We start from the raw sequence: 23,211 nt of genomic DNA, 5'->3' as shown, positions 1-23,211 counted from the left end.
GACCGCGAGGGTTATGAGCCCCACCAAGGCCCAACACAGGGCCGAGCTGCTGTTCGAAGGGGAGGACCATGAACCGTATCGCCCGCTCACTTATCTGGACGTCTTCCGCACTGGCGATCTTCGCCGGCATACCGGCCCATGCGCAGGACGCGGCCGCGCCGGCCGACGATAGCGCCGACATCATCGTCACCGGCCAACGCGCCAGCCTTGAAGCCGCGCGCAATGTGAAGAGGAATTCCGACCTCGTCGTCGACTCGATCGTGGCGGAGGACATCGGCAAGCTGCCCGACACCTCGGTCGCCTCCGCGCTTCAGCGCATCGCGGGCGTGCAGGTGCAGAACGGCTTCAACAACGAAATCCAGAATCCGATCATTCGCGGCATCGGGGACATATTGACCACGCTGGACGGGCGGGAGATCTTCACCGGCGTCGGCCGTGGCTTTTCGTTCCAGGACCTGCCCGCCGAAGCGATCGGCGGCATCGACGTCTACAAGTCGAACTCCGCCAATCTGATCGAAGGCGGCGTCGCGGGCGTCATCGACATGAAGCTGCAGAAGCCCTTCAATTTCAGCAAGGGCTTCACGGTCGCCGCCAACGGCCGCGTCTATCGCGGCGACATTTCCGGCGAGACCAGCTATACCGGCGGTCTTCTCGTCTCGAACCGCTGGGATGCGGGCGACGGCGAAATGGGCCTGCTGGTCGATGTTTCCTATGGGCGCAACAATTTCAGCCGCCCGATCTCCTTCAACTGCGATCCGCGGTCGAGCAACCATGGCCCGGCGGGCGCCGCGAACATCGTCCTGCCCACCTGCGTCGGCGGCCTGACCGATACCGGCCACAACACCCGCCCGCAGGTCAACGCCGCCTTCCAGTGGCAGATCACGCCGGAACTGCAATTCTATCTCGATGGCCTCTACACCGGCTATCGCTCGACCTTCGCGACGAACTTCATCTTCTCGGACCTGTTTGCGGGCAGTTCGATCACCAATGCGGTCGCAGGCAATGATTGCTTTTCCGGGCTGGTCGATTCCGGGGGCTTTCCAACGACCGATGCAGAAAACCCCAATAACCGGATCGAAAATCTTTGCATTGGCAAGTCGGCCACCTTCAACGGCGTGGACGTGCTCACCAGCACCCAGGCGAAGAAGCAGCGCACCGACCAATATGTGTTCGGCGGCGGTCTCAAATGGGACAGCGACACGGTGCATCTGGTCTTCGACGGCAGCTACATCCAGTCGAAGAACGCGAACCGCACGATCATCGTCGACACCGCCAAGCATGGCGCGTCGGTGGACATCATCGTCAATGACGGCGGCCACGGCACCACCGTCATGCAGGGCGATCCGCTTGGCAATCCCGACGGCTTCGTCTTCGCGAACTCGCTGTTCCAGGATCTGAGCAAGTCGAACAGCCGCCAATATGCGTTCAAGCTCGACTCGGCCTTCGACATCGAAAGCAATTTCCTGCGCCAGTTCCAGGTCGGCCTGCGCTATTCCGACCGCACCGGAACGTTCCGCGCGGTTGCGGGCGGTCCGAACTTCCCTGGGGCGAACCGCGCCACGCTGGTCTCCTCGGTGGGCCTGCCGTCGGACTTCATGGTGCTTTCGCCGGACTCGATCCCGTACATCAACAACGGGGCCCACTGGTACACGCCGAACCCGGACTATCTGCTCAGCAACACGGATGACCTGCGCGCACTCTATGGCGCCCCCGCCGGCGATCCCGCCTGGGACCCCACGCGCAACTATGAAGCGGCCGAGAAGACCTGGGCGGCCTACATTCAGGGCAAGTATCAGATCGACCTCGGCGGGTCCTCGTTGATCGACGGCCTGGTCGGCGTTCGCCTGGTCGACACCAAGCGCACGCTGGACGGCACCTCGCGCGTGATCGGCGCGGGTCCGAACAATACCGACCTGTTCAATCCGATCAGCCGGGGCACCCGTGACTTCTACGCCCTTCCGAACGCCAGCATCCGCTTCCGCGCCACGCCGAACCTGCAGTTCCGCGCGAGCTACGCCAAGACCGTCGCGCGGCCGACCTTTGGCGACCTCAACCCCGGCCTGTCGCTGGCGGCTCCCGGTGGCAACCCGAACGTCAGGCTGGCCGGCTCGGGCGGCAACCCGGACCTCAAGGCGCAGATGTCCGACAATTTCGACGTCACCGCCGAATATTATTTCGGCCGGTCCAGCTATGTCTCGGTCGCCGGCTATTACCGCAAGCTGAAGGATCGCGTCGCGCCCTCCAACTCGGTGCAGGTCATCAACGGCCAGACCTACCTGATCACCCAGCCGCGCAACCTCGGGTCCTCCAAGCTCAAGGGCATCGAAGTCGCGGGCCAGGCCTTCTTCGACTTCCTGCCGGAAGGTTTCGATGGCCTGGGCGTGATGGGCACCTTCACCCTCGCTGACAGCGAGGTGACGACCCCCGGCGATCCGCTGGAAGGCAAGGAACTGCTCGGCGTCTCCAAATATAGCTACACCGCCGGTGCGCTCTACGAGAAGTACGGCATCACCGCGCGCGTCGTCTATACATGGCGCTCGGGTTACAACGAGTCGCTGTTCGGCGCCGGCACCCTTACCAGCCCGGATTATGACAGCCAGTTCAACAAGGTCAAATCCAATGGCCGCCTCGACTTTTCGGTCGGCTATGACGTGACGCCGAACATCACCGTGACGGTGGACGGCGTGAACGTGAACGGCGGCAAATATTACAGCTATTTCGACTCGCCGGCCTTCCCGCACGACATCCGCATCGATGACAAGTTCTACGGTGCGAGCGTCCGCGTGAAATATTGACGCCACCCTTCCGGGGGCGGGGCGGACTGCACGCCGCCCTACCCCTCCAATGCCCCCGGCGGATCGGGCGGGACGGCGATGGCCGTTCCGCCCTTTTTTTCAGATCATGCGCCGCAACTTCACCGTCCACCTTTGCCGTGGAATTCGCCGATCGATAGTCAGGTAGGACCTCCGTCCCTGCCCTGCGTGATGCCGACCGCCGCGCACCGTCCATAAACGAAGGCTTCCCAAAGTATCGCCGTTGATTTTGAGACACATCAAGACGCGCTGGCGATCATTGGGCTACATGGCTTTCAACGCTTGTGGCCGACACCAGCTGAAGCGTCAGAGATCTCTTCGACGGAGCTATCGCCATGTTCATCGCGCATCGTGCCGCGAAATCCCCTGCGCTGGCGAACAGAGCGCGGCGACAAGCCGAATGCTGCGGAAATCCGTGGCTTTCGGCAGGATATTCGGCGCGTTCCTGAGTGGAAATGATGTGGACCTACCATCCCGACCTGCTCGCCCGGCCCGTGCCGCGCTACACCAGCTATCCCACCGCCGCGCAGTTCAGCGGCGATGTCGGCGCGGCGGAGCTTGCCGCCCGGCTAGACGGGGTGGAAAGGAACGACCCGCTCTCGCTCTACGTCCACATCCCCTATTGCCACGACATATGCTGGTATTGCGGTTGCAACACGGGCGCGGCGAACCGCGTCCAGCGCCTCACCGCCTATGTCGAATCGCTGGAGCGGGAGATTGCGACCGTCGCCGCCCGGCTGAACGGCAAGGGCCGGGTGCAGCGCATCGCCTTCGGCGGCGGCAGCCCCAACAGCCTGCCGCTGGTCGATTTCGTCCGGCTGCTCCAGCAATTGCTGCTCTGCTTCGATGCGCATCATGCCGAACTGTCGGTCGAACTCGATCCCCGCCGCCTCGATGGGCCATGGATCGCGACCATGGCCGCCATGGGCGTCGACCGGGCGAATCTCGGCGTCCAGACCTTCACCCCGCATGTCCAGGCGCGGATCGGCCGCATCCAGCCGCTCGACATGGTGGAGCGCGCCGTCGACCAGCTTCGCGCCGCCGGCATCGCGACGGGTTTCGACCTGATGTACGGCCTGCCCGACCAGACGCCGGATGATTTGGCTGCCACGCTGGAGGCCGCCATCGCCATGCGGCCCGCCCGCATCGCCCTGTTCGGCTATGCCCATATGCCCCGGCTGCTGCCCCGCCAGCGCCGCATCGACGCCAGCGACCTGCCCGATCTCGCCGCCCGCTTCGCCATGGCGGCGCAGGGCCATGGGACGCTGACCGGCGCTGGTTATGCCGCCATCGGCTTCGACCATTTCGCCCTGCCCGAAGACGGCATGGCCCGCGCCGCCCGCGAAGGCCGACTGCGCCGCAATTTCCAGGGCTTCACCGACGACCCGGCGGAGATATTGCTGGGTCTGGGCGCCAGCGCGATCAGCCAGTTCCCCGACCTCATCGTCCAGAATGAGAAACAGGCCGGTCCCTGGCGCGCGCTGGCCGATGCGGGCCGATTATCCGCCACGCGCGGCACGCTCCGCACGCCGGAGGACCGCCGCCGCGGCCGCATCATCGAGGCCCTGCTCTGCCAGGGCGAGGCGCATGTCGGCACCGCCCATCCCATGCCCGATTTCAGCCGCTTCGAGGAACTGGGCCTTGTCCGCGTCAGCGAGGGCCGGGTGGCGCTGACACGGGACGCGCTGCCCTATGCGCGCAGCATCGCCGCCTGCTTCGACGCCTGGCTGGAACCGGCGGAAAAGCGCTTCAGCCATGCGGTCTAGCGCGCTGGCCCTGCTGGCCGTCATCCCGCTGACGACAGTCCATGCGCCCGCCGCCGCCATGCCGAACCCCTGGTATTGCGGCTCCGCGCCGCCGGGCTGGACGCCCCCCTGGCAGCGCAAGCCCGCCAATCCGGACGACAAGAACGCCCCCTGTCATTTTATCCCCTGCGACCGGAAGAAGATTCGCGAAACCCGCCAATAAAGCGGATTCCATGCTCCCGCGAAGGCAGGAGCACGGACCGCTCAATGGCAACCGCCAGCCAAAGCCGAACAAATTCAGGCCAGGGCCAGCACGCTCGTCAGAATATAGCGCACCAGTTCCGCCTGCCCCCGCGCCCCCGTCTTGGCGTAGATCTTCTTCGAATAATTCCGCGCCGTCTCCACCGTCAGCCCCAGATCGGCGGCCGCCTCGCTGATCGACATGCCCTGCGCGATGGCCCAGGCCAGCCGCGCCTCGCTGGGCGACAGGCCGAACAGGTCGACCAGCTGGTCGCACCGGTCCGCCTGCGACCAGCGGTCCCCGCTGATATAGGCGATGGCGACGGGCGCCGACTGGGCGGACAGCGACCGGTCCTGGATCGGCCGCACCAGCATGTCCATCAACGGATCGCGGCTCAGGTTGATCGCCCTCGGCCGCGCATCCCGATCCGCCGCGAAGCTCTTGACCAAGGCGGTCAGTTCCCGGTCGACCGCCGGGGAAGCCGGCGTCAGCCGGTCATAACGCCCCCGGCGCAACAGCCGCGACCGCTGGAAAAGCTGCTCCAGATGCGGCGTCATGTCGACGATGCGGCACTGGGCGTCCAGCGTCAGCCAGCCGAAATTGAGCCGCCCGAACGCCTCCGAATTGACCGAGGAACGGAACTTCTCCCGCTCGAACGCGACGAAGCTGCGCAATGCGATGCGCAGATGCGGCACCAGCGCGGTCAGCAGCGCGCCGACGCCCGACCCCACTTCCCGCCCCCCCGCGCAGCTCAGCCAGGCGTCCATGCCGCTCGGCTCGGTGACGCGGACCGAACGCATGTTGGTGATGCCCAGCGGCTCCAGAAACTCGGCGCGATAGCCTTGCTGCACCCTGTCGCCGGGGTCGAGCAGTTCGTCCAGCGTATAGACCCGCGCCTCCCGCATCCGCCGGTAGGGCAATGGATCGCGCCCATATTTCTGGTTGAACAGCCGGTCGAGATGCAGCGGCGTCGGCGGCCCGGCATAGAGTTCGACGATCCGCTCCTCATCCACCGGGCGGAAGGCCAGGCTGGCATAGGCGGCCCCCGACCGCGCGCGCAGCCTGTCGAGGAACCCGTGCCAAAGGGGTTGCTCGAACATACCCTCATGGAGAGCCGCCAATAATCCGCCGTCGTCCAGTCGCATGGCTAATATGTATATCCTCCCATATGGGAGGTCCAGAGCTTCGCCACTTCTGCCATCAGGCAGTCACGAAACAAGGCGGTGAACATGATCGATTCGAAAAGGCTGACGCATTTGGAGCGTCTGGAGGCGGAAAGCATCCACATACTGCGCGAAGTGGTGGCGGAGGCCGAAAAGCCGGTGATGCTGTACAGCGTGGGCAAGGACTCGGCCGTGATGCTGCATCTGGCGCGCAAGGCCTTCTACCCCTCGCCGCCGCCCTTCCCGCTGCTGCACGTCGACACCACCTGGAAATTCAGGGCGATGTACGAGCTGCGCGACCGCATGGCGCGGGAATCGGGCATGGAACTGCTCGTCTATCAAAATCCCGAAGCGCAGGAACGCGGCATCAACCCGTTCGACCACGGCCCGCTGCACACCGACATGTGGAAGACGGAGGGGCTGAAGCAGGCGCTCAACCTCTACGGCTTCGACGCGGCCTTCGGCGGCGCCCGCCGCGACGAGGAAAAGAGCCGGGCGAAGGAACGCATCTTCTCCTTCCGCACGGCGTCGCACGGCTGGGACCCCAAGAACCAGCGCCCGGAACTGTGGAACCTCTACAACGCCCGCAAGAACAAGGGCGAGAGCATCCGCGTCTTCCCGATCAGCAACTGGACCGAGCTGGACATCTGGCAATATATCCACCTGAACGACGTCCCCATCGTGCCGCTTTATTTCGCGGAGGAACGCCCGACGGTGGAGCGCGACGGCATGCTGCTGATGGTCGACGATGAGCGCTTCCCGCTGAAGCCGGGCGAGGAGCCGGTGATGCGCTCGATCCGCTTCCGCACCCTGGGCTGCTACCCGCTGACCGGCGCGGTCGAGAGCGAGGCGAAGACCTTGCCGGAGGTCATCCAGGAAACGCTGCTGACCACCACATCGGAACGGCAGGGCCGCGCCATCGACAAGGATGCGGGCGGCGCGGGCATGGAGAAGAAGAAGCAGGAGGGGTATTTCTAGCCCACCTCTCCTCCGTTCGGGCTGAGCTTGTCGAAGCCCTCCACTTTTATCTTCAAGAAGAAATGCCCTTCGACAAGCTCAGGGCGAACGGGACTGGAACGAGATGACCGACACGCTCGACGAACCCATCTACAAGACCGACGCCCTCATCGCGGAGGACATCGACCAGTATCTGGAGGTGCACCAGCACAAGACGATGCTGCGCTTCATCACCTGCGGGTCGGTGGACGACGGCAAGTCGACGCTGATCGGCCGCCTGCTCTATGACAGCAAGATGATCTTCGAGGATCAGCTCGCCGCGCTGGAAGCGGACAGCAAGCGCGTCGGCACCCAGGGACAGGAAATCGACTTCGCCCTCCTCGTCGACGGCCTCGCCGCAGAGCGGGAACAGGGCATCACCATCGACGTCGCCTACCGCTTCTTCGCCACGGAAAAGCGCAAGTTCATCGTCGCCGACACGCCCGGCCATGAGCAGTACACCCGCAACATGGTGACCGGCGCGTCCACCGCCGACCTTGCCGTCATCCTGATCGACGCGCGCAAGGGCGTGCTGACGCAGACCCGCCGCCACAGCTATCTGGCGCACCTCATTGGCATCAGGAACATCGTCCTCGCCATCAACAAGATGGACCTGGTCGACTATGACCAGGCGGTCTATGACGGCATCGTCAAGGATTATACCGATTTCGCCCATAGCATCGGCATCAAGGCCTTCACGGCCATGCCCATTTCCGGCTTCAAGGGCGACAATATCACCGGCCCGTCGGCAAACACCCCCTGGTACAAGGGGCCTGCGCTGATCGAGCATCTGGAAACGGTCGAGGTCGATCAGGTCTCCGACCAGCTCAAGCCCTTCCGCATGGCGGTGCAGTGGGTCAACCGCCCCAATCTCGATTTCCGCGGCTTTTCCGGCCAGATCGCCACCGGCACGGTGCGCAAGGGCGACGCCATCCGCGTCCTGCCGTCGGGCAAGACCAGCACCGTCAGCCGCATCGTGACGCTGGATAGCGACCTGGACGAAGCCGTCGCCGGCCAGTCCGTCACGCTCTGCTTCACAGATGAGGTCGACTGCTCGCGCGGCGACGTGATCGCCGCGTCCGACAATCCGCCCCAGGCCGCCGACCAGTTCGAGGCGACCATCGTCTGGATGGCGGATGAGGAAATGCTGCCCGGCCGCCCCTATTGGCTGAAGATCGGCACGCAGACCGTCACCGCCACGATCCAGCAGCCCAAATATCAGGTCAACGTCAACACGATGGAGCATCTGGCGGCCAAGACGCTGGAGCTGAACGCCATCGGCGTCGCCAACCTGTCCACCGACCGCCAGATCGTGTTCGAACCCTATGAGACGAACCGGACCTTGGGCGGCTTCATCCTGATCGACAAGATCACCAACGCCACCGTGGCGGCAGGCATGCTGCACTTCTCGCTTCGCCGCGCGCAGAACGTCCATTGGCAGGCGACCGACGTCACCCGCGAATTCCATGCGGGCCTCAAAAACCAGAAGCCCGCCGTGCTGTGGTTCACCGGGCTTTCCGGCGCGGGCAAGTCGACCATCGCCAACCTTGTCGAAAAGAAGCTGGCGCGGATGAACCGCCACACCTTCCTGCTCGACGGCGACAATGTGCGCCATGGGCTGAACAAGGATCTGGGCTTCACCGACGCCGACCGGGTGGAGAATATCCGCCGCGTGGGCGAGGTGGCGAAGCTCATGACCGACGCCGGCCTGATCGTCATCACCGCCTTCATCTCGCCCTTCCGGGCGGAACGAGAGATGGTGCGCCAGATGATGAAGCCGGGCGAGTTCATCGAAGTGCATATCGACACCCCCCTCGCCGATGCGGAGGCGCGCGACGTCAAGGGCCTCTACCGCAAGGCGCGGTCCGGCGAGCTCAAGAATTTCACCGGCATCGACAGCCCCTATGAAGCGCCCGAAGATCCGGAAATCCGGATCGACACCACCGCCATGACCGCCGAAGAAGCGGCCGAAGCCATCATCGCGAGGCTGATCCCATGAGCATGACCGACGCCGATCTCGCCGCCCATCTGGCCGACATTGCGGGGCGCCTGCTGCTCACGGTGCGCGACAGCGGCCTGTTCAGCGCCGGGGCGCTGGGCAAGGCGGGCGACCAGACCGCCAACCAGTTCCTGGTCCATGCCCTGCGCGAACAGCGCCCGGAGGACGGCCTGCTGTCGGAGGAGATGAAGTGCGACGGCTCCCGCCTCGGCAAGTCGCGCGTCTGGATCGTCGATCCGGTCGACGGCACGCGCGAATATGGGGAGGAACGCGCCGACTGGGCGGTGCATGTCGGCCTGTCGGTGGACGGCGCGGCGACGGTGGGCGCGGTGGCGCTGCCCGGCCTCGACGGCGGCATCGTGCTGCGCACCGACCAGCCGCGCCCCATTCCGCCCGCACCGGAAAAGCTGCGCATGGTGATCAGCCGCACCCGCCCCGCCGCCGAAGCGGTCGCCGTCGCGGAAAGGCTGGACGCCGAACTCGTCCCCATGGGCAGCGCGGGCGCAAAGGCGATGGCGGTGATCCTGGGACAGGCCGACATCTATCTCCATTCGGGCGGCCAATATGAATGGGACAGCTGCGCCCCGGTCGCCGTCGCCCTCGCCCATGGCCTCCATTGCAGCCGCCTCGACGGATCGCCGCTCATCTACAACCGGGAGGACGTCTATCTGCCGGACCTGCTCATCTGCCGGAAGGACCATGCGCGCCAGGTGCTGGACCTGATCGCCGGTCTGGCCCCCACCGGCAACTGAAGTCCCCGCCGCAAAAGGACGAAATGGCGGGAGGGGGCCGGAATTCCCCCTCTCCCGCAGGCGGGTGTCCCGCCCGTTATCCCCTGAACGGACGCGCCGCCCAGTAAAGATGGCATGGCGGCACATTGCGCCATTCGAAACCCGTCCCGACCGTCTCGAACCGCCGCTCCAGCAGGGGGTGCACGGCCTTCCGCATCTGATAGGCAAGGAACCGTCCATCCGGCGCCAGCGCCCGCGCGCTCGCCTCCATCAGCCGCTCCGCCCGGTCCGGCGCCAGAGTGGAGAAGGGCAGGCCCGACAGGATGCAATCCGCCTCGTCCAGCCCATGATCGGCCATGATGGCGCGCACGGCATCGGCGGAACCGGTAACGGCGATCAGCCGCCTGTCGGGCGTCGCCTCGCGCAGATGATCGATGAAGCCCGCGCTGGTGTCGATGGCCAGCAACCGCGCATGGCCCGGCAGCCGGTCCAGCAGCGCGCGGGTGAAAATGCCCGTGCCCGGCCCATATTCGACCACGCAATCCATCCGGCCCCAGTCGATGGGGGACAGCATGCGCTCGACCAGATAGCGCGAAGCGGGAAAGGCGGAGCCGACCGCCATCGGATTCCTGAAGAACTCCCGAAAGGCGAGAGCCAGATATTCCGGACCGCGGCCCTCGGCGGCGCCCCATGCGCCCCGCGCCACCCTGTCTTCGAACGATGTCGCCACGATTTCTTCACTCTCCCGTCCTGTGATGCCGCAATGCCCGCGCATCGAAGCTTGCCCGGAAAACCCATGGGATCGGAGGCGGGTTCCTCGAAAACCGCCTTACATGGATCAGGAACCGGCCGCCGCCCGGCGGAAGAAGGGTGACAGCGCGCACCATTGCGCTATCGCGGGGATCGACTTTAAGGACTCGGGCGTCATCGCCGGAAGGCAATGGAGACAATCGACATGCGGCAGGTGGACCCGATGAGCGTGGCGCTGGGCTATTGGAGCCTCGGCCTGGAGGCGGCGATGGTGATCGGCCTTCGCCTGCCCCGGCTGCTGGCCGGCAATCCGGCGGCGGCGCTGGAGGCGCAGAAGATGGTGGCGGAGAAGATCGAAGCCGCCGCCCTGCTGCAGTGGAAGGCGATGACCGGCGCGCTCGGCACGACGCCGCTTTCGGTCATGCACGCTTCCACCGCCCATTATCGCAAGGCCGTGGGCAAGAACCGCCGCCGCCTGACCCGTCGTTAGGACCGACCCCTCGGTGAAGCAGGACGCCGTCCAGGCAGGACGGACTTCGGCTCAGCCAAGAAACGCCGTCACCGCCTCTGCAAAGGCCTGGGGCTGCTCGACATTGGCGAGATGCGCCGCCTCCAGCATCGTCAGCCGCGCCCCCGCTATCGACCGGCCCAGCGCCTCGCTGTGCGGCGGCGGGGTGGCCGGGTCCTGCGTGCCCCCGATCACGAGCGTCGGCGCCTCGATCAGCGCCACCGTCCGCCGCATGTCCATGTCGCGGATCGCCGCGCAGCAGCCGGCATAGCCCTGCGGATCGGTCGCCTGCAGCATCGCGGCGACGGGCGCGATGGCGTCCCCGCCGCGCGCGGCGAAGGCCGCGGTGAACCAGCGCTCGACCGAAGCCTCCGCCAACGGCGCCATGCCCCGCTCGCGCACCAGCGCGATCCGCGCGTCCCAGGCGGCGGGCGGCCCCATGAAGCTCGACGTGTTGGCCAGCACCAGCCGCCGCAGCCTGCGCTGCTCCCTTATGCCCAGCCATTGCCCGACCATCCCGCCCAGCGACAGGCCGCAAAAATCCACCGCGTCGATCCGCAAAGCATCGAGCAGCTCGATCGCGTCCCGCCCCAGCCGGTCGATGGAATAGCCGCCCGCCGGCGCATCCGACGCGCCATGGCCGCGCTGGTCGTAGCGCAGCACGCGGAAGGCCCGCGTCCACGCCGCCATCTGCGGCGTCCACATCTCCAGCCCGGTGCCCAGCGAATTGGACAGCAGCAGGACGGGCGCATCCTCCGGTCCGTCCATCCGCCATGCGATGCGGCATCCGTCGCCGGTCGTGACGAACCGCTTCTCCATCAGACCCGCTCCACCGCCAGCGCCAGCCCCTGGCCGACGCCGATGCACAGCGTCGCTAGGCCCAGCCTGCCGCCCGTCCGTTCCAGACGATGCACCAGCGTCATCGCGATGCGCGCGCCCGACATGCCCAGCGGATGGCCCAGGGCGATCGCCCCGCCATGGGCGTTGACGCGCGGGTCGTCGTCGGCAAGGCCCAGCCCGCGCAACACCGCCAGGCTCTGGCTGGCGAATGCCTCGTTCAGTTCGACGGCGTCGAACCGGTCGATGGACAGGCCCAGCCGCGCCATCAGCTTCTGCGTGGCCGGCACCGGCCCGATGCCCATGACGCGCGGCGGCACGCCGGCGCTCGCCATGCCCAGGATGCGGGCGCGGGGCGTCAGTCCATGGGTCTTCGCCGCCGCCTCGCTGGCGACGATCATCGCCGCCGCGCCGTCATTGACTCCCGATGCATTGCCCGCCGTCACCGTGCCGTCCGGCCGCACCACCGGCTTCAGCGCCGCCAGCATCCCCATCGTCGTGTCCGGGCGGGGATGTTCGTCCGCGTCGACTACGGTTTCGCGACCCTTGCGGTCCGCGACGACGACCGGCACGATCTCCTCGGCGAAATAGCCCGATGCCTGCGCAGCGGCGGCCGCCTGCTGGCTGCGCAGGGCGAAGGCGTCCTGATCGGCGCGCGATATGCCGAAGTCGGCCGCCACATTCTCGCCCGTCTCAGGCATGGAATCGACGCCGTAGAGCGCCTTCATCCGGGGATTGACGAAGCGCCAGCCGATGGTGGTGTCATGGATCGCATTGCTGCGCGAATAGGCGCTCTCGGGCTTGGGCATGACGAAGGGGGCGCGGCTCATGCTCTCCACCCCGCCCGCGATCATCAGTTCGGCGTCGCCCGCGCTGATGGCCCGCGCGGCGGAGCCCACGGCGTCCAGTCCGGACGCGCAGAGCCGGTTGACGGTCGATCCGCCGACGCTGTCGGGCAACCCCGCGAGCAGCGCGGCCATGCGCGCGACATTGCGGTTGTCCTCCCCCGCCTGGTTGGCGCAGCCCAGGATCACGTCGTCGACGGCGGCGGGATCGACGCCGCTCCGCCCGATCAGCGCGCGCAACGGGATGGCGGCGAGATCGTCGGCGCGGACGCCCGCCAGGCTTCCGCCATAGCGGCCGATGGGGGTGCGCGCCGCATCGCAGAGGAAGGCCTCGCTCATGCGGCGGCGGCCGCGCCGGCGATGTCGATCGGCGCGCCGGTGCCCGCCGCGATCTCCTGCACGGTGACGCCCGGCGCCGTTTCGACCAGCCTCAGCCCGCCTGCCCTGCGGTCCACCGCGATCACGCCCAGATCGGTGACGATCAGGTCGACCACCCCCCTGCCGGTCAGCGGCAGGGTGCAGCGCTCCAATATCTTCGGGCTGCCGTCCTTCGACCTGTGGTCCATCACCACGACCACGCGCTTGACGCCCGCGACCAGGTCCATCGCGCCGCCCATGCCCTTCACCATCTTGCCGGGGATGGTCCAGTTGGCGAGGTCGCCGTTCGCCGCCACCTCCATCGCGCCCAGTACGGCCATGTCGATATGCCCGCCCCGGATCATCGCGAAACTGTCCGCGGAGGAGAAGAAGCTGCTGGTCGGCAGCGCGGTGATCGTCTGCTTGCCGGCGTTGATCAGGTCCGGGTCCGCCTCCCCCTCATGGGGAAAGGGGCCGATGCCCAGCATGCCGTTCTCGCTCTGCAGCGTGACGTTCACCCCCCGGGGCACATGGTTCGCCACCAGCGTCGGAATGCCGATGCCCAGGTTCACATAATAACCGTCGCGCAGTTCCTTCGCGGCGCGGGCCGCCATCTCGTCGCGGGTCCAGGGCATCAGGCCGCCCCTCCCACGGTCTCGCGCGCGCCCCCGGTCTCACGCGGACGCGTCGTCAGCTTCTCGATCCGCTTCTCGTTGATGGTGCTCAGCACGATGCGGTCGACATAGATGCCGGGCGTATGGATGCAGTCGGGGTCGAAACTGCCCTCGGGCACGATCTCCTCCACCTCCGCCACCGTGACCCTGCCGGCCGTCGCCATGTTCGGGTTGAAGTTGCGCGCCGTCTTGCGGAACATCAGGTTGCCCGCGGGGTCCGCGCGCCACGCCTTGATGATGGAAAGGTCGGCGCGCAGCCAGCTCTCCCGCACATATTCCTCCCCCTCGAAGGTCTCGACCGGCTTGCCCTCCGCCACCATCGTGCCCACGCCCGTCTTGGTGTAGAAGGCCGGGATGCCCGCGCCGCCCGCCCGGATGCGCTCGGCCAGCGTGCCTTGGGGGTTCAGCTCCAGCTCCAGTTCTCCCGAAAGATACTGGCTCTCGAACAGCTTGTTCTCCCCCACATAGGAGGAGATCATCTTGCGCACCTGGCGGCTCTCCAGCAGCATCCACAGCCCGAACCCGTCGGCCCCCGCATTGTTGGAGATGATGATGAGGTCCTTCACGCCCGATGCCCGGATCTCGGGGATCAGGCTTTCGGGATTGCCCGAAAGCCCGAATCCGCCCGACATGATCGTCATGCCGTCGAACAACAGGCCTTCCAGCGCGCGCCTCGGACTATCGACAATCTTCTGCATGGAAAAGCCTCTTGCTCAAACCGCTGCGCGGGCCCGTAACGAAAAACCCTCCTCGGTGGAAGCGCCGGCCTTCTGCAGCTCGAAATCGAAGACGATGGTGGCGGCATCGCCCTGCCGGTTCGGCACGGGCAGCAGGCCTTCCCGCGTGGCGAAGGCGAAATCGTCCGCCGCGAACGGATCGTCCCCGAAGTTGATCTGCGTCGTCAGCGTGCGATAGCCGGGCGCCTCGACGAAGAAATGCACATGGGCCGGGCGGTTGCCATGGCGGCCCAGCGCCCGCATCAGCCGGTCGGTGGCCCCGCCGGGCGGCACGCTATAGCCGTTGGGCATCTTCGAATGGAAGCTGTAGCGCCCGTCGCCGCCGATCCGGATGCGGCGGCGGTTGTTGAAGGGCGTCTGCTCGCCGGTCGGGTCGAAATGCGAATACCAGCCCTGCGAATTGGCGTGCCAGACGTGCAGGATCGCACCCTCGACAGGCTCCCCCCCGGGCCCCCTGATCACGCCGCTCATGTACAGCGTGCCGGTATCGTCGGGATCGTCGCTCAGGTTGACGTCCCCCTCCACCAGCGGCGCGCCCGCGACATAGAGCGGCCCTTCGATGGTGCGCGGCGTCCCCCCGGTCCTGCCCGCCTCGGCATCCCGGGCGTCCATCAGCAGGTCCATGAAATGCTCCAGCCCCACGCCCGGCACGATCAGGCCGAATTCGGCGGCGCCTTCCTGGAAATACTGGATCGCGGCCCAGAATTCGCTTTCGCTCACATCATGGCGGACGATGGTCCTCATCACCGCTTCGGCCAGCTCGCGGACGATGGCCTTCAGCCGCCTGTCGCCGCCTTCGGCATCGAGGCCGCTGGCCCGGTCGAGCAGGGCCTGGACCGCTGCGCCGTTCACGAAATCTTCGGTCATGTTCACCTCTCCGGAAGTTTGAATATCAGCGATCATCGTCGTGGAGCGAGGAAGGATGGCGGCACAGCGCCGTCACCTTCACCTCCATGAAGGGATAGAGCGGCAGGCTGGTCAGCAGGTCGTGGAGCTGCGCATTGTCCTCCACATCGAAGATGCTGACATTGCTGTACCGGCCCACCACCCGCCAGATGTGCCGCCATGTCCCGTCGCGCTGCAACTGCTGGAAACGCGCCTTTTCCGCCGCCTTCAACTGCTCGAAGCGCGCCGGGTCGCAACCGTGCGGAACATGGACATCCATGGTGACGTGAAACAGCATCGGCCTATCCCTTCGCCTGTCCGGAAAGAAGGACGGTGGTGCGCGCGGGCGCGTCGCGGCGGAAGGCGACGACCGCGTCGGGGTTCAGCGCGATGCCAAGGCCCGGCCCGTCCGGCACGGCAAGGCTGAAGTCCGAATAGTCCAGCGGCTGCGCCAGCACCTCCTCGGTCAGCAGCAGCGGCCCGAACAACTCCGTCCCGAAGGCGAGATCGGCGAAGGTCGCGAACAACTGCGCCGACGCGACCGTCCCCACGCCCCCCTCCAGCATGGTGCCGCCATAGAGCGCCACCCCCGCCGCTTCGGCAATGGCCGCCAGCCCCCTGGCGGCCGTCAGCCCCCCGGCCTGTGCGATCTTGATCGCGAACACGTCGGCGGCCCCGGCGGCGGCATAGGCAAAGCCCGTCTCCGGCCCGTACAGCGCCTCGTCCGCCATCACCGCCAGGCGGCCCATCGCGGTCAGCCGCGCCATGCCCGAAAGGCTGCTCGCCCTGATCGGCTGCTCCACCAGGTCGACGCCCGCATCGGCCAGCATCGCCAGCCCGCGCTTGGCCGTCACCTCGCTCCACGCCTGGTTCACGTCGACCCGCACGCTGGCCCGGTCGCCCAGCGCCTTCTTGATCGCCGCCGCATGCGCGACATCGGCCTCCAGCGGGCGCTTCCCGATCTTGAGCTTGAAGGCGTCGTGGCGGCGCGACGCCAGCATCGCCTCCGCCTCCTCTATGTCGCGCGCCGTATCGCCGCTCGCCAGCGTCCAGAGCACCGGCAAGCGGTCGCGCACCCGCCCGCCCAGCAATTCGCTGACCGGCACGCCCAGCCGCTTGCCCTGCGCGTCGAGCAGCGCCGTCTCCACCGCATTCCTGGCGAAATGATTGGCGGCGATCTCCCTGCGCAGCCGGGCCATGATCGCGGCCGGGCGCGTCGCGTCCGCCCCGGTCAGGACCGGCGCGAAATAGGTGTCGACGGCCAGCTTGATGCCCTCCGGACTTTCCGCGCCATAGCTGAGGCCGCCGATGGTCGTTCCCTCGCCTATCCCTTCCACCCCGTCGGAACAGACCAGCCGGACGATGACCATCGCCTGCGACCGCATCGTCGCGACCGACAGCACATGCGGCCGGATGGTCGGCACGTCGAGTATGAAGGCCTCGACGCTATCGATGGTGATGGAGGACGCCATGAATTCTCCGTTGCAGTCCGGAACAGATAGAAAGGCCGAGCGGCAAGGGAAAATGCCGTTTCGGTTCGATTTCATACCGGCAAGGTATCAGACACCCGGCTCGATGCTCTCGACGCGCCGCACCAGCCGGGCGGCCATGGACGACCGGACCGGCCGCCCCGCGATGATCTTGCGCCAGCTATTATAGCTGATGCCGAACCGCGCGTTCAGCGCCTCGTCGGTCCGGCCGGTCTCCAGATGCAGCATGCGGTCCACGACATCGCGGCCGATGACGACCGATCCCGGCATTTTCGCCCCGCTCATGGCGATCACGCCTGCGCGCCATATTGCTGGCGGACCAGCTCCGCCACGCCCATGCGCTCCAGGATCGGCGTGGGGCAGAGGAAGGTGACGCGCACCACGCCGGGCAACCGGCTGATCTCGATCGATCCCGCGATGGTCGCCCGGTTGAGGATCTCGTCATAGGGCAATCCCGTCACCTCGGCGGCGCGGGTCAGCCCGTTCCTGGTCGCGTCGTTCAGCGTCGGCCCCGAACCGATGAAGGTGATCGGCGCATTGTCCTCTATCACCTTCTGCCCATGGCGCTCGGCCAGCCGCCCGACCGCCGCGCGCTCCTCCCGGCTCATCGGCTGCGCCAGGAAGGGCAGATCGTCGCGATGCTGCAACAGGATCGGGCCGTCCAGCTTCAGCCCCTTGATCACCTTCACTTCCAGCTCGACCACGCCCGACACGTCGGTGGCATGGCCGGCAATCTCGCCATTGCCCTGCTGCGCATGCATGTCGCCCATATAGACGCCGCCGCCGGGCACCTTGACCGGGCAGATGAGGATCGCGCCCTCCCGCACCGAATTGGTGTCCATATGCCCATCGGTCTTGTGCCGGTCCAACTCCTCCTGCGTGAAGCTGTAGCCATGGGGCGCATCGATCAGGAACGACCCGAAATCCCCCGCATTATGCGAATCCGGCAGGTCGCGGGACGGCGCCGTGCCGATATTGCCCAGGAAAGGCCGCATGCGGCTCGCCAGGCCCGCAATATCCGCCCGCGCCAGCGCCAGGATCGAATGCTGGTCCGCCCCGTCCGGAATGGCCGCAATATTCCGCGCATCCCCGGCGATCCGTTCCGCGACATCCTTGCTCACGGTCAGCGACACGTTGTTTTCCCGGTCAAGCACGATGACATAGCCGTTGGAAAAGCGGAACGCATTCACCTCCGCCCCGCAATTGTCGCAGCGCACCGCCTCGTCCCCAATGCCTTCGATATGGCTGGACGGCGCGGTCGTGCCACAGCTCGGGCACAGCTTCGCGACGAAGGGATCGCCCACATAGCGCCCCTCGACAAATTCCATCACGCCCGAAGAGGTGGCGAGCGACGTCACCCGCACCGTCTTCAGCGTGATGGCGATGGCGTCCCCGACTTCCGCCCCTTCGACCAGCACGGGACGGGTGACTTCATGCCCGCCCTGGAATTTCGGCGTGATCATCGGCCCCCAGCAGCCCGGCGGCGTGCCGGTGCGAATGGTGCCGCCGTCGCGAACGGTCCCGGCCGGCGCGATGCCCGGCCCGACGATCCCGCCGCTATAGTCATGAACCTCGATATGCGAACGCGCTTCAGACATTGGAACTACCCCTTGTTTCTGTGGGACCGCTCAGAGCGCGGCATCGCCATCCATGCGCACGAAGCGCCGCGCATCGAAGCTGAAGGGAACGGCGCTGCTGCCCCCGTAAAGCTCATGATGCGGCGACGCCTCGGCAAAGGCGCAGGCCAGCAGGAAGAGATTATGGACATCCTCCGGCATGCCGCTGGCGGGATGCTCCGACAACAGCCGCAATATTGCGTCCAGACGCGGCATCATCGCCTCATACAGCGCCCTGAAATCGGCGGCGCTGGCGCTCCAGCGTATCTCGCTGCGCTCATTCTCGCTGGGCCGCGCCCAATGGGCGGCCAGCGGCGCCAGATCGGCAAAGGGCGCGGGGAGTATCGGGTCGGTCATGCTAAAATCCTCAGGCCGCGAGATAGGTGTCGAGCGTGCGCGCCGCGTGGCGGATCAGAAATTCCTGATCCATCAACTGCATCGCGTCGATCGATCCGGACATGATGCCGGCGAAAGTGTCCTCCATGGTGGCGGTATCCTCCAGCCAGGCGTTCCGGTGCAGCGCGTTCACATGCTGCTGCGCCACCTGTTCCGCCGCATTCTGGGCGGGCCGGAAATAGTTGATCCCCTCCCACAGCGTCCGCCCATGGTCGAGCGGCCAGAATTGATGCGTGAAGAAGGACATGCCCGGATAGCCGCAGCCCGACGCCAGATGGATGATGAAATTGGGAAAGAGGTTGGGCAGCTCGAACTGGAAATCCGCCCGCCGCTCCGGGTTGATCGCGGGCGGCAACTGGTCGGGCCGCGGGCGGTGGCGCTCGGTCGTGCTCAGCATCGACGCGAAGGCCAGCGTCGAGGGCGCGGTGTCCATCCCCGCCCCATAGATGGTGGAGGAGGCATGCGGCCCCATCAGCTTGAAATCGCCATGTTCCACCCCCTTGAAGCCCGGCAGCGATCCGGCATGGATGGTCGGCACATGATAGCCTTCGCTGAAGGCATAATGGGCGACCTTCCAGTTGCAGTTCAGCACGGTCGAATAGCGGAAGGCGGTGGTCGATTCCGCATAGGGATAGCCGCCGAACAACCGGCCGAAGTCACCCAGATAGTCGGTCAGCGTCTGCGCCGGTTCCGCATCGAAATGGATGAAGACGAAACCTTCCCAACTGTCGCAATGGATTTCGCGCAGGCCAAGACAGGCGGTATCCAGCTTGCCGAACTTCTCCTTCATCGGCACGGAACGCAGCGGCCCGTCGGTCGAAAACACCCAGCCATGGAAGCGGCAGGTGACGACATTGGCGCGCGACCGCCCGAAAGTCTCGAAACCGCTGCTCGGAACGACCTTGTTCCCGCGATGGGTGCAGACATTGTGGAAGGCCCTGATCCGCCCATCCTTGCCCCGCACGATCAGCACGGATGCGTCCGCCACCGGCAGTTCCTTGACCTTATAGTCCCCGACATGGGGCAGCTCCCAACTTGTCGCGACCTTCAGCCAGGTCTTGCGGAAGATCTTCTCCCGCTCCAGCTCGTAAATGGCCGGATCGCTGATCGCCCGCACCGATACCGGATCGACGCCCAGTTCTTCGCGAATATCATCGACGCTTCGGTTGATATGGCGCAAGTCTTCCGCCGTGCATGTCGTGGTCATCCTACTCTCCGATATTTCCCGTAAACTCTGTCGCTTCTTCGCCACAGGACCCTGGGCAACAGCGTGCCGACCCGCCCCCGTTCGGGCTGAGCCTGTCGAAGCCCTCCTCTTTCCTGACAGGACATGCTCCAACATCACGCATCTCCCAAAGCCTCTGGCTTGTCCCGCCACCCATCGGGATAGTGGGAGATCAGATCGGCCCGCAGTTCCAGCGCACCGAACCGCCAGCCGCCCGCCATCTTCCGCACGTCCGCGACATAGCGCCCGCCGATCCAATAGGCCCGCCCGCTGGCTGAGGTCGCAACCTCCCACAGCATGAATTCCACGTCCGCCCGCTCATAAGCGGGATCGAGCGTCACCTTGGGCGAAACCAGATAATGCAGGGTCCATCTGAACCCCTGCTCCGCATTGCCCGCCACACCCTCAGCGATGGCGTCCCCGCCCGACAACACCCCATATCGGTCGACCCGGAAGACCGCATCCTCGGTGAAAAGCGGCCGCAGCATCTCCGCCGAAGGCCCTGCATCGAAGGCCCGCGAAAGGTCGACGATCAGCGCATCGATGTCGCGCAACGCCTCCAGCCGCTCGACCCTGCGTTCCCATATTTCCGCCATGCCGTCCTCGCCCGCCAGGGCGGGCGCCGGAAAAACCGGCACCCGCATGATTGTCAGAAGGTCCGGCGCGCGCTCAGGAACCATTCGCGGGGCCTCCCGAACGCCCCCTCCGTGATCCCGCCGAAGGAATCCACGAAGCCCGAACCCAGATAGACTTCCTTGGTCAGATTCTTGACGCCCAGCGTGATCAGCCAGCTTTCCGGTTCGTCGCTATAGCCGATGGAGGCGTTCACCAGATGATAGCCCTTCTGGATCAGCAGCGGGCTGTTCACCGCGTCATTATAGACCGTCGACCGGTAGGACCAATCGACCCGCGGCGTGAACCGGCCCACGCCGTCGACCCGAATGTCGTAGGAAGCCCCCGCGCTCAGCGTCCATTTGGGCGCATTCTGCAAATGGGAATCCCTGGTCACGCCGCTGTTGAGCGCCCGGATGTCCACCTGCCGATATTTCGCGTCCAGATAACCCAGCCCCGCCTCCAGCTTCAGCGCCTCGGTCGGCCGGGCCTGCACTTCCAGCTCCAGCCCCTTGATGCGCGCCTTCGCCGCATTCTGGATGATCGGCGCGAAACCCAGACGCGGGTCGTTCACCGTGATCTGCAGATCGTCATAATCGTTGACGAAGGCCGCGCCATTCACCCGCAGCCGCCGGTCGAAGAGGTCGGACTTGAAGCCGACTTCATAGGTGGTGCTGGTCTCCGGCCGGAAGGACGGAATATTGGCGAAGGGCGGGAAGACGCGCTGGGTGAAGCCGCCGCCCTTGAACCCCTGCGAATAGGATGCGTAGGTCAGGAATTCGGGCGACCAGCGATAGGAAAGGCTGGCCATCGGCGTCCAGGCGCGGTCCTTGATCGTCGTCCGTCCCGGCGGGCCCATCAGCGGATCGCCGTCCTGCAACCCCGACCCGTCGGGATTGAAGGGCTGCCCCGTCAGGAATCCCGCCGCCACGACATATTGATTGCCATTGTCGAATGTCTTCTTGTCCTCGGTCCAGCGTATGCCGCCGGTCAGGCTGAGATTATGGACGATCTCGAACGTCGCCTGACCGAAGGCGGCAAGGCTCCGTCCATCGAGGATCGCACCGCTCATGAAGACGGCGTCGACAATGTTGACCAGATCCTGGTGATTGCCGCTTTCCTTCGAATAATAGCCGCCGACAACCCAGTTCAAACGGCTGTCGAGCGCATCGCCGATCAGTTGCAGTTCTTCCGAAAACTGATCCTGCTTCCAGTCGCTCTTGGTCTGGACGATGCTGGCCGGGCTATGATCGGAATCGCGGGTCCAGAAACCCGTCACCTTGCGGTAGGCGGTGATGGACTTGGCCGTCACATTATCGCCCAGCCGCCATTCCACCGTACCGGAAACGCCCCAGATATTGAGGTCCGACGCCGACTGGTAACGCCGCTTCCCGAAATTGTCGAAGACGCTCGACACCGCCCGGAACGTCCCGCCATGGCGATAGGGCGCCTGCGCCCACTGGCTGTTGTAACAGCGCGTGTCGGACAGCCGGGCCGGGTTGGGCAGGTCGGTGCAGATGCCCGCCGCGCCCGAATAAAGGCCGTTCCACACCTGTGCCGCCGGCGCGTTCTCATCGACCGCCAGCATGACGTTGGGCGCGGTTTCCTCCCGCGACCGCGTGCCGTCGACGGCGATGTTGATGGAAAGCTTGCTCGTCGGCTCCAGCCGCAGCGCGAAACGCCCCGCCATCGTATTGGTGTCGCCCAGATCCGGCGTCAGCGGCACCGTGCCTTTCACATAGCCGTCGCGCATATGATAAAAGCCCGAAAGGCTGGTATAGACCCCCTCGGCCAGCGGCACGTCGATGGAACCCTTGATCTGCACCCGGTTGTAGCTGCCGGTCGTCAGCTCCAGGCTGGCCCCCAGATCGTCGGCGGGCTTCTTCGTGACGACGCTCACCGCGCCGCCAATGGTGTTGCGGCCGAACAAAGTCCCCTGCGGCCCGCGCAGCACTTCGATCCGCTCGACATTGAGGACGTCGAGCACATTACCGACGCCGCGTGAAATATAGACGCCGTCCAGATACAGTCCCACGCCCGGATCGGCGGAAAGCTGATAGTCATTCTGCCCGATGCCGCGAATGAAAATCGCCGCCGTGGCGTTGCTGGCCGATACCGGCACCGAACTGTTGAACTTCACGTTCGGGGTGAAGTCTCCGATCTGCGTGACGTTATCGATCCCCCGCTGCGCCAGACCTTCCGAAGTCACCGCCGAGATGGAGATCGGCGTGTCCTGGAGCGACTCCGCGCGGCGACGAGCGGTGACGGTGATTTCCGCGATACCGCTATTCTGGCTCGCAGCCGGGTCTTCCGGCGCCTGCTGCGCCAGAACGGGCGCTCCGGACGCCAGCGCCAGCCCGGCGACCAGCGCGCGCACCGAACCCGATTGCAGACGCCGGGCCGCGCGGCCGGACGATATGGGTTTGCAGCTTTCATCTTCCATATTTGACTCCCCGTCTCGATTGGCATTTTGTTTTTCTGGTACCGCCATAATCGAACCCAGATCGGCCAGCCGCGCTAGCCTGATCCCGCGAAGTTCATCATCTGAGCGCGACGGAGTGAGGAACCGCGAAAAAGCCCTTCCGCACCGC

22 protein-coding genes are annotated in these 23,211 nt (G+C 65.9%); 7 read left to right on the top strand and 15 right to left on the bottom strand.

Going from position 1 to position 23,211, the window contains the following annotated elements; translation table 11 throughout:
- The first annotated feature begins 68 nt into the window (after positions 1-68).
- The 3 genes from H5V43_RS16795 (at position 69) to H5V43_RS16785 (ending at position 4,781) form a co-directional block, all read left to right on the top strand.
- On the top strand, positions 69-2,795 hold the full coding sequence (locus H5V43_RS16795; RefSeq protein ID WP_025548516.1) for a TonB-dependent receptor: 2,727 nt from the start codon (positions 69-71) through the stop codon (positions 2,793-2,795).
- 476 nt (positions 2,796-3,271) lie between these two features.
- Complete coding sequence (gene hemN / locus H5V43_RS16790; protein ID WP_025548514.1) at positions 3,272-4,579, top strand: oxygen-independent coproporphyrinogen III oxidase; 1,308 nt, start codon at positions 3,272-3,274, stop codon at positions 4,577-4,579.
- Complete coding sequence (locus H5V43_RS16785) at positions 4,569-4,781, top strand: hypothetical protein (RefSeq protein WP_025548513.1); 213 nt, start codon at positions 4,569-4,571, stop codon at positions 4,779-4,781. Before hemN ends, H5V43_RS16785 begins: the two co-directional genes overlap by 11 nt.
- Before the next feature lie 74 nt (positions 4,782-4,855).
- Here the strand turns inward: H5V43_RS16785 and H5V43_RS16780 are convergent, their stop codons facing one another.
- On the bottom strand, positions 4,856-5,944 hold the full coding sequence (locus tag H5V43_RS16780; RefSeq protein ID WP_025548512.1) for a helix-turn-helix transcriptional regulator: 1,089 nt from the start codon (positions 5,942-5,944) through the stop codon (positions 4,856-4,858).
- Between the two features lie 84 nt (positions 5,945-6,028).
- On the opposite strand from H5V43_RS16780, the gene cysD reads away from it, so the two are divergent.
- The 3 genes from cysD (at position 6,029) to H5V43_RS16765 (ending at position 9,709) form a co-directional block, all read left to right on the top strand.
- Entirely contained in the window at positions 6,029-6,940 is a 912-nt protein-coding gene (gene cysD, locus H5V43_RS16775) for a sulfate adenylyltransferase subunit CysD (protein ID WP_025548510.1), read from the top strand.
- Positions 6,941-7,043: 103 nt separating this feature from the next.
- Positions 7,044-8,957, top strand: a complete 1,914-nt coding sequence (gene cysN / locus H5V43_RS16770) for a sulfate adenylyltransferase subunit CysN (protein WP_193666847.1) — start codon at positions 7,044-7,046, stop codon at positions 8,955-8,957.
- 2 nt (positions 8,958-8,959) lie between these two features.
- Positions 8,960-9,709, top strand: coding sequence for a 3'(2'),5'-bisphosphate nucleotidase CysQ (locus H5V43_RS16765; RefSeq protein ID WP_044660974.1), 750 nt, complete (start codon positions 8,960-8,962; stop codon positions 9,707-9,709).
- 76 nt (positions 9,710-9,785) lie between these two features.
- Here the strand turns inward: H5V43_RS16765 and H5V43_RS16760 are convergent, their stop codons facing one another.
- A complete protein-coding gene (locus tag H5V43_RS16760) occupies positions 9,786-10,418 on the bottom strand; it encodes a class I SAM-dependent methyltransferase (protein ID WP_025548508.1) in 633 nt (210 codons plus the stop codon).
- Between the two features lie 210 nt (positions 10,419-10,628).
- On the opposite strand from H5V43_RS16760, the gene H5V43_RS16755 reads away from it, so the two are divergent.
- Complete coding sequence (locus tag H5V43_RS16755) at positions 10,629-10,928, top strand: hypothetical protein (RefSeq protein ID WP_157009792.1); 300 nt, start codon at positions 10,629-10,631, stop codon at positions 10,926-10,928.
- Between the two features lie 51 nt (positions 10,929-10,979).
- Here H5V43_RS16755 and pcaD read toward each other — a convergent pair whose 3' ends face one another.
- The 13 genes from pcaD to H5V43_RS16690 all read right to left on the bottom strand — a co-directional run bounded on the left by pcaD (position 10,980) and on the right by H5V43_RS16690 (position 23,063).
- Entirely contained in the window at positions 10,980-11,765 is a 786-nt protein-coding gene (gene pcaD, locus H5V43_RS16750; protein WP_193666846.1) for a 3-oxoadipate enol-lactonase, read from the bottom strand.
- Positions 11,765-12,967 carry a 3-oxoadipyl-CoA thiolase gene (pcaF, locus tag H5V43_RS16745; protein WP_044660975.1) on the bottom strand — a complete coding sequence of 401 codons (1,203 nt, stop codon included), beginning with the start codon at positions 12,965-12,967 and terminating at the stop codon, positions 11,765-11,767. Before pcaF ends, pcaD begins: the two co-directional genes overlap by 1 nt.
- Positions 12,964-13,620: a 3-oxoacid CoA-transferase subunit B gene (locus H5V43_RS16740; RefSeq protein WP_025548504.1), complete on the bottom strand. Its 657-nt coding sequence runs from the start codon at positions 13,618-13,620 to the stop codon at positions 12,964-12,966. Before H5V43_RS16740 ends, pcaF begins: the two co-directional genes overlap by 4 nt.
- On the bottom strand, positions 13,620-14,357 hold the full coding sequence (locus H5V43_RS16735; protein ID WP_025548502.1) for a CoA transferase subunit A: 738 nt from the start codon (positions 14,355-14,357) through the stop codon (positions 13,620-13,622). The genes H5V43_RS16740 and H5V43_RS16735 overlap by 1 nt, the downstream gene beginning before the upstream one ends.
- A 15-nt stretch (positions 14,358-14,372) precedes the next feature.
- Positions 14,373-15,263 (bottom strand): dioxygenase family protein, encoded by an 891-nt coding sequence (locus tag H5V43_RS16730; protein ID WP_025548501.1) that lies wholly within the window; start codon positions 15,261-15,263, stop codon positions 14,373-14,375.
- 25 nt (positions 15,264-15,288) lie between these two features.
- A complete protein-coding gene (gene catC / locus H5V43_RS16725; RefSeq protein WP_025548499.1) occupies positions 15,289-15,579 on the bottom strand; it encodes a muconolactone Delta-isomerase in 291 nt (96 codons plus the stop codon).
- A gap of 4 nt (positions 15,580-15,583) precedes the next feature.
- Positions 15,584-16,753, bottom strand: coding sequence for a muconate/chloromuconate family cycloisomerase (locus tag H5V43_RS16720; protein ID WP_025548498.1), 1,170 nt, complete (start codon positions 16,751-16,753; stop codon positions 15,584-15,586).
- A gap of 87 nt (positions 16,754-16,840) precedes the next feature.
- Entirely contained in the window at positions 16,841-17,056 is a 216-nt protein-coding gene (locus tag H5V43_RS16715) for a hypothetical protein (protein WP_025548496.1), read from the bottom strand.
- A gap of 5 nt (positions 17,057-17,061) precedes the next feature.
- Entirely contained in the window at positions 17,062-18,369 is a 1,308-nt protein-coding gene (locus tag H5V43_RS16710; protein ID WP_025548495.1) for an acetamidase/formamidase family protein, read from the bottom strand.
- A gap of 30 nt (positions 18,370-18,399) precedes the next feature.
- On the bottom strand, positions 18,400-18,744 hold the full coding sequence (locus H5V43_RS16705; protein WP_025548494.1) for a hypothetical protein: 345 nt from the start codon (positions 18,742-18,744) through the stop codon (positions 18,400-18,402).
- A gap of 10 nt (positions 18,745-18,754) precedes the next feature.
- On the bottom strand, positions 18,755-19,990 hold the full coding sequence (locus H5V43_RS16700; RefSeq protein WP_025548492.1) for an aromatic ring-hydroxylating oxygenase subunit alpha: 1,236 nt from the start codon (positions 19,988-19,990) through the stop codon (positions 18,755-18,757).
- Positions 19,991-20,124: 134 nt separating this feature from the next.
- Positions 20,125-20,688: a nuclear transport factor 2 family protein gene (locus H5V43_RS16695; RefSeq protein ID WP_025548490.1), complete on the bottom strand. Its 564-nt coding sequence runs from the start codon at positions 20,686-20,688 to the stop codon at positions 20,125-20,127.
- Positions 20,658-23,063, bottom strand: a complete 2,406-nt coding sequence (locus tag H5V43_RS16690) for a TonB-dependent receptor (protein WP_193666845.1) — start codon at positions 23,061-23,063, stop codon at positions 20,658-20,660. Before H5V43_RS16690 ends, H5V43_RS16695 begins: the two co-directional genes overlap by 31 nt.
- Positions 23,064-23,211 lie beyond the last annotated feature (148 nt).

It is taken from the genome of Sphingobium fuliginis, assembly GCF_015074805.1.
GTDB classification, from domain to species: domain Bacteria; phylum Pseudomonadota; class Alphaproteobacteria; order Sphingomonadales; family Sphingomonadaceae; genus Sphingobium; species Sphingobium fuliginis.
Note: the sequence above shows the minus strand (reverse complement) of the source record. Positions and strands in the feature narration are given on the sequence as shown.

Coding starts and splice junctions, on each gene's coding strand:
- pcaD (WP_193666846.1), bottom strand. CDS start 11,765: ATGGAGAAGCGGTTCGTCACGACCGGCGACGGATGCCGCATCGCATGG.
- H5V43_RS16795 (WP_025548516.1), top strand. CDS start 69: ATGAACCGTATCGCCCGCTCACTTATCTGGACGTCTTCCGCACTGGCG.
- H5V43_RS16755 (WP_157009792.1), top strand. CDS start 10,629: ATGGAGACAATCGACATGCGGCAGGTGGACCCGATGAGCGTGGCGCTG.
- H5V43_RS16730 (WP_025548501.1), bottom strand. CDS start 15,263: ATGACCGAAGATTTCGTGAACGGCGCAGCGGTCCAGGCCCTGCTCGAC.
- H5V43_RS16785 (WP_025548513.1), top strand. CDS start 4,569: ATGCGGTCTAGCGCGCTGGCCCTGCTGGCCGTCATCCCGCTGACGACA.
- H5V43_RS16690 (WP_193666845.1), bottom strand. CDS start 23,063: ATGGAAGATGAAAGCTGCAAACCCATATCGTCCGGCCGCGCGGCCCGG.
- cysN (WP_193666847.1), top strand. CDS start 7,044: ATGACCGACACGCTCGACGAACCCATCTACAAGACCGACGCCCTCATC.
- H5V43_RS16765 (WP_044660974.1), top strand. CDS start 8,960: ATGACCGACGCCGATCTCGCCGCCCATCTGGCCGACATTGCGGGGCGC.
- H5V43_RS16715 (WP_025548496.1), bottom strand. CDS start 17,056: ATGAGCGGGGCGAAAATGCCGGGATCGGTCGTCATCGGCCGCGATGTC.
- cysD (WP_025548510.1), top strand. CDS start 6,029: ATGATCGATTCGAAAAGGCTGACGCATTTGGAGCGTCTGGAGGCGGAA.
- hemN (WP_025548514.1), top strand. CDS start 3,272: ATGTGGACCTACCATCCCGACCTGCTCGCCCGGCCCGTGCCGCGCTAC.
- H5V43_RS16780 (WP_025548512.1), bottom strand. CDS start 5,944: ATGCGACTGGACGACGGCGGATTATTGGCGGCTCTCCATGAGGGTATG.
- H5V43_RS16735 (WP_025548502.1), bottom strand. CDS start 14,357: ATGCAGAAGATTGTCGATAGTCCGAGGCGCGCGCTGGAAGGCCTGTTG.
- H5V43_RS16710 (WP_025548495.1), bottom strand. CDS start 18,369: ATGTCTGAAGCGCGTTCGCATATCGAGGTTCATGACTATAGCGGCGGG.
- H5V43_RS16740 (WP_025548504.1), bottom strand. CDS start 13,620: ATGCCCTGGACCCGCGACGAGATGGCGGCCCGCGCCGCGAAGGAACTG.
- H5V43_RS16695 (WP_025548490.1), bottom strand. CDS start 20,688: ATGGTTCCTGAGCGCGCGCCGGACCTTCTGACAATCATGCGGGTGCCG.
- H5V43_RS16720 (WP_025548498.1), bottom strand. CDS start 16,753: ATGGCGTCCTCCATCACCATCGATAGCGTCGAGGCCTTCATACTCGAC.
- catC (WP_025548499.1), bottom strand. CDS start 15,579: ATGCTGTTTCACGTCACCATGGATGTCCATGTTCCGCACGGTTGCGAC.
- H5V43_RS16700 (WP_025548492.1), bottom strand. CDS start 19,990: ATGACCACGACATGCACGGCGGAAGACTTGCGCCATATCAACCGAAGC.
- pcaF (WP_044660975.1), bottom strand. CDS start 12,967: ATGAGCGAGGCCTTCCTCTGCGATGCGGCGCGCACCCCCATCGGCCGC.
- H5V43_RS16705 (WP_025548494.1), bottom strand. CDS start 18,744: ATGACCGACCCGATACTCCCCGCGCCCTTTGCCGATCTGGCGCCGCTG.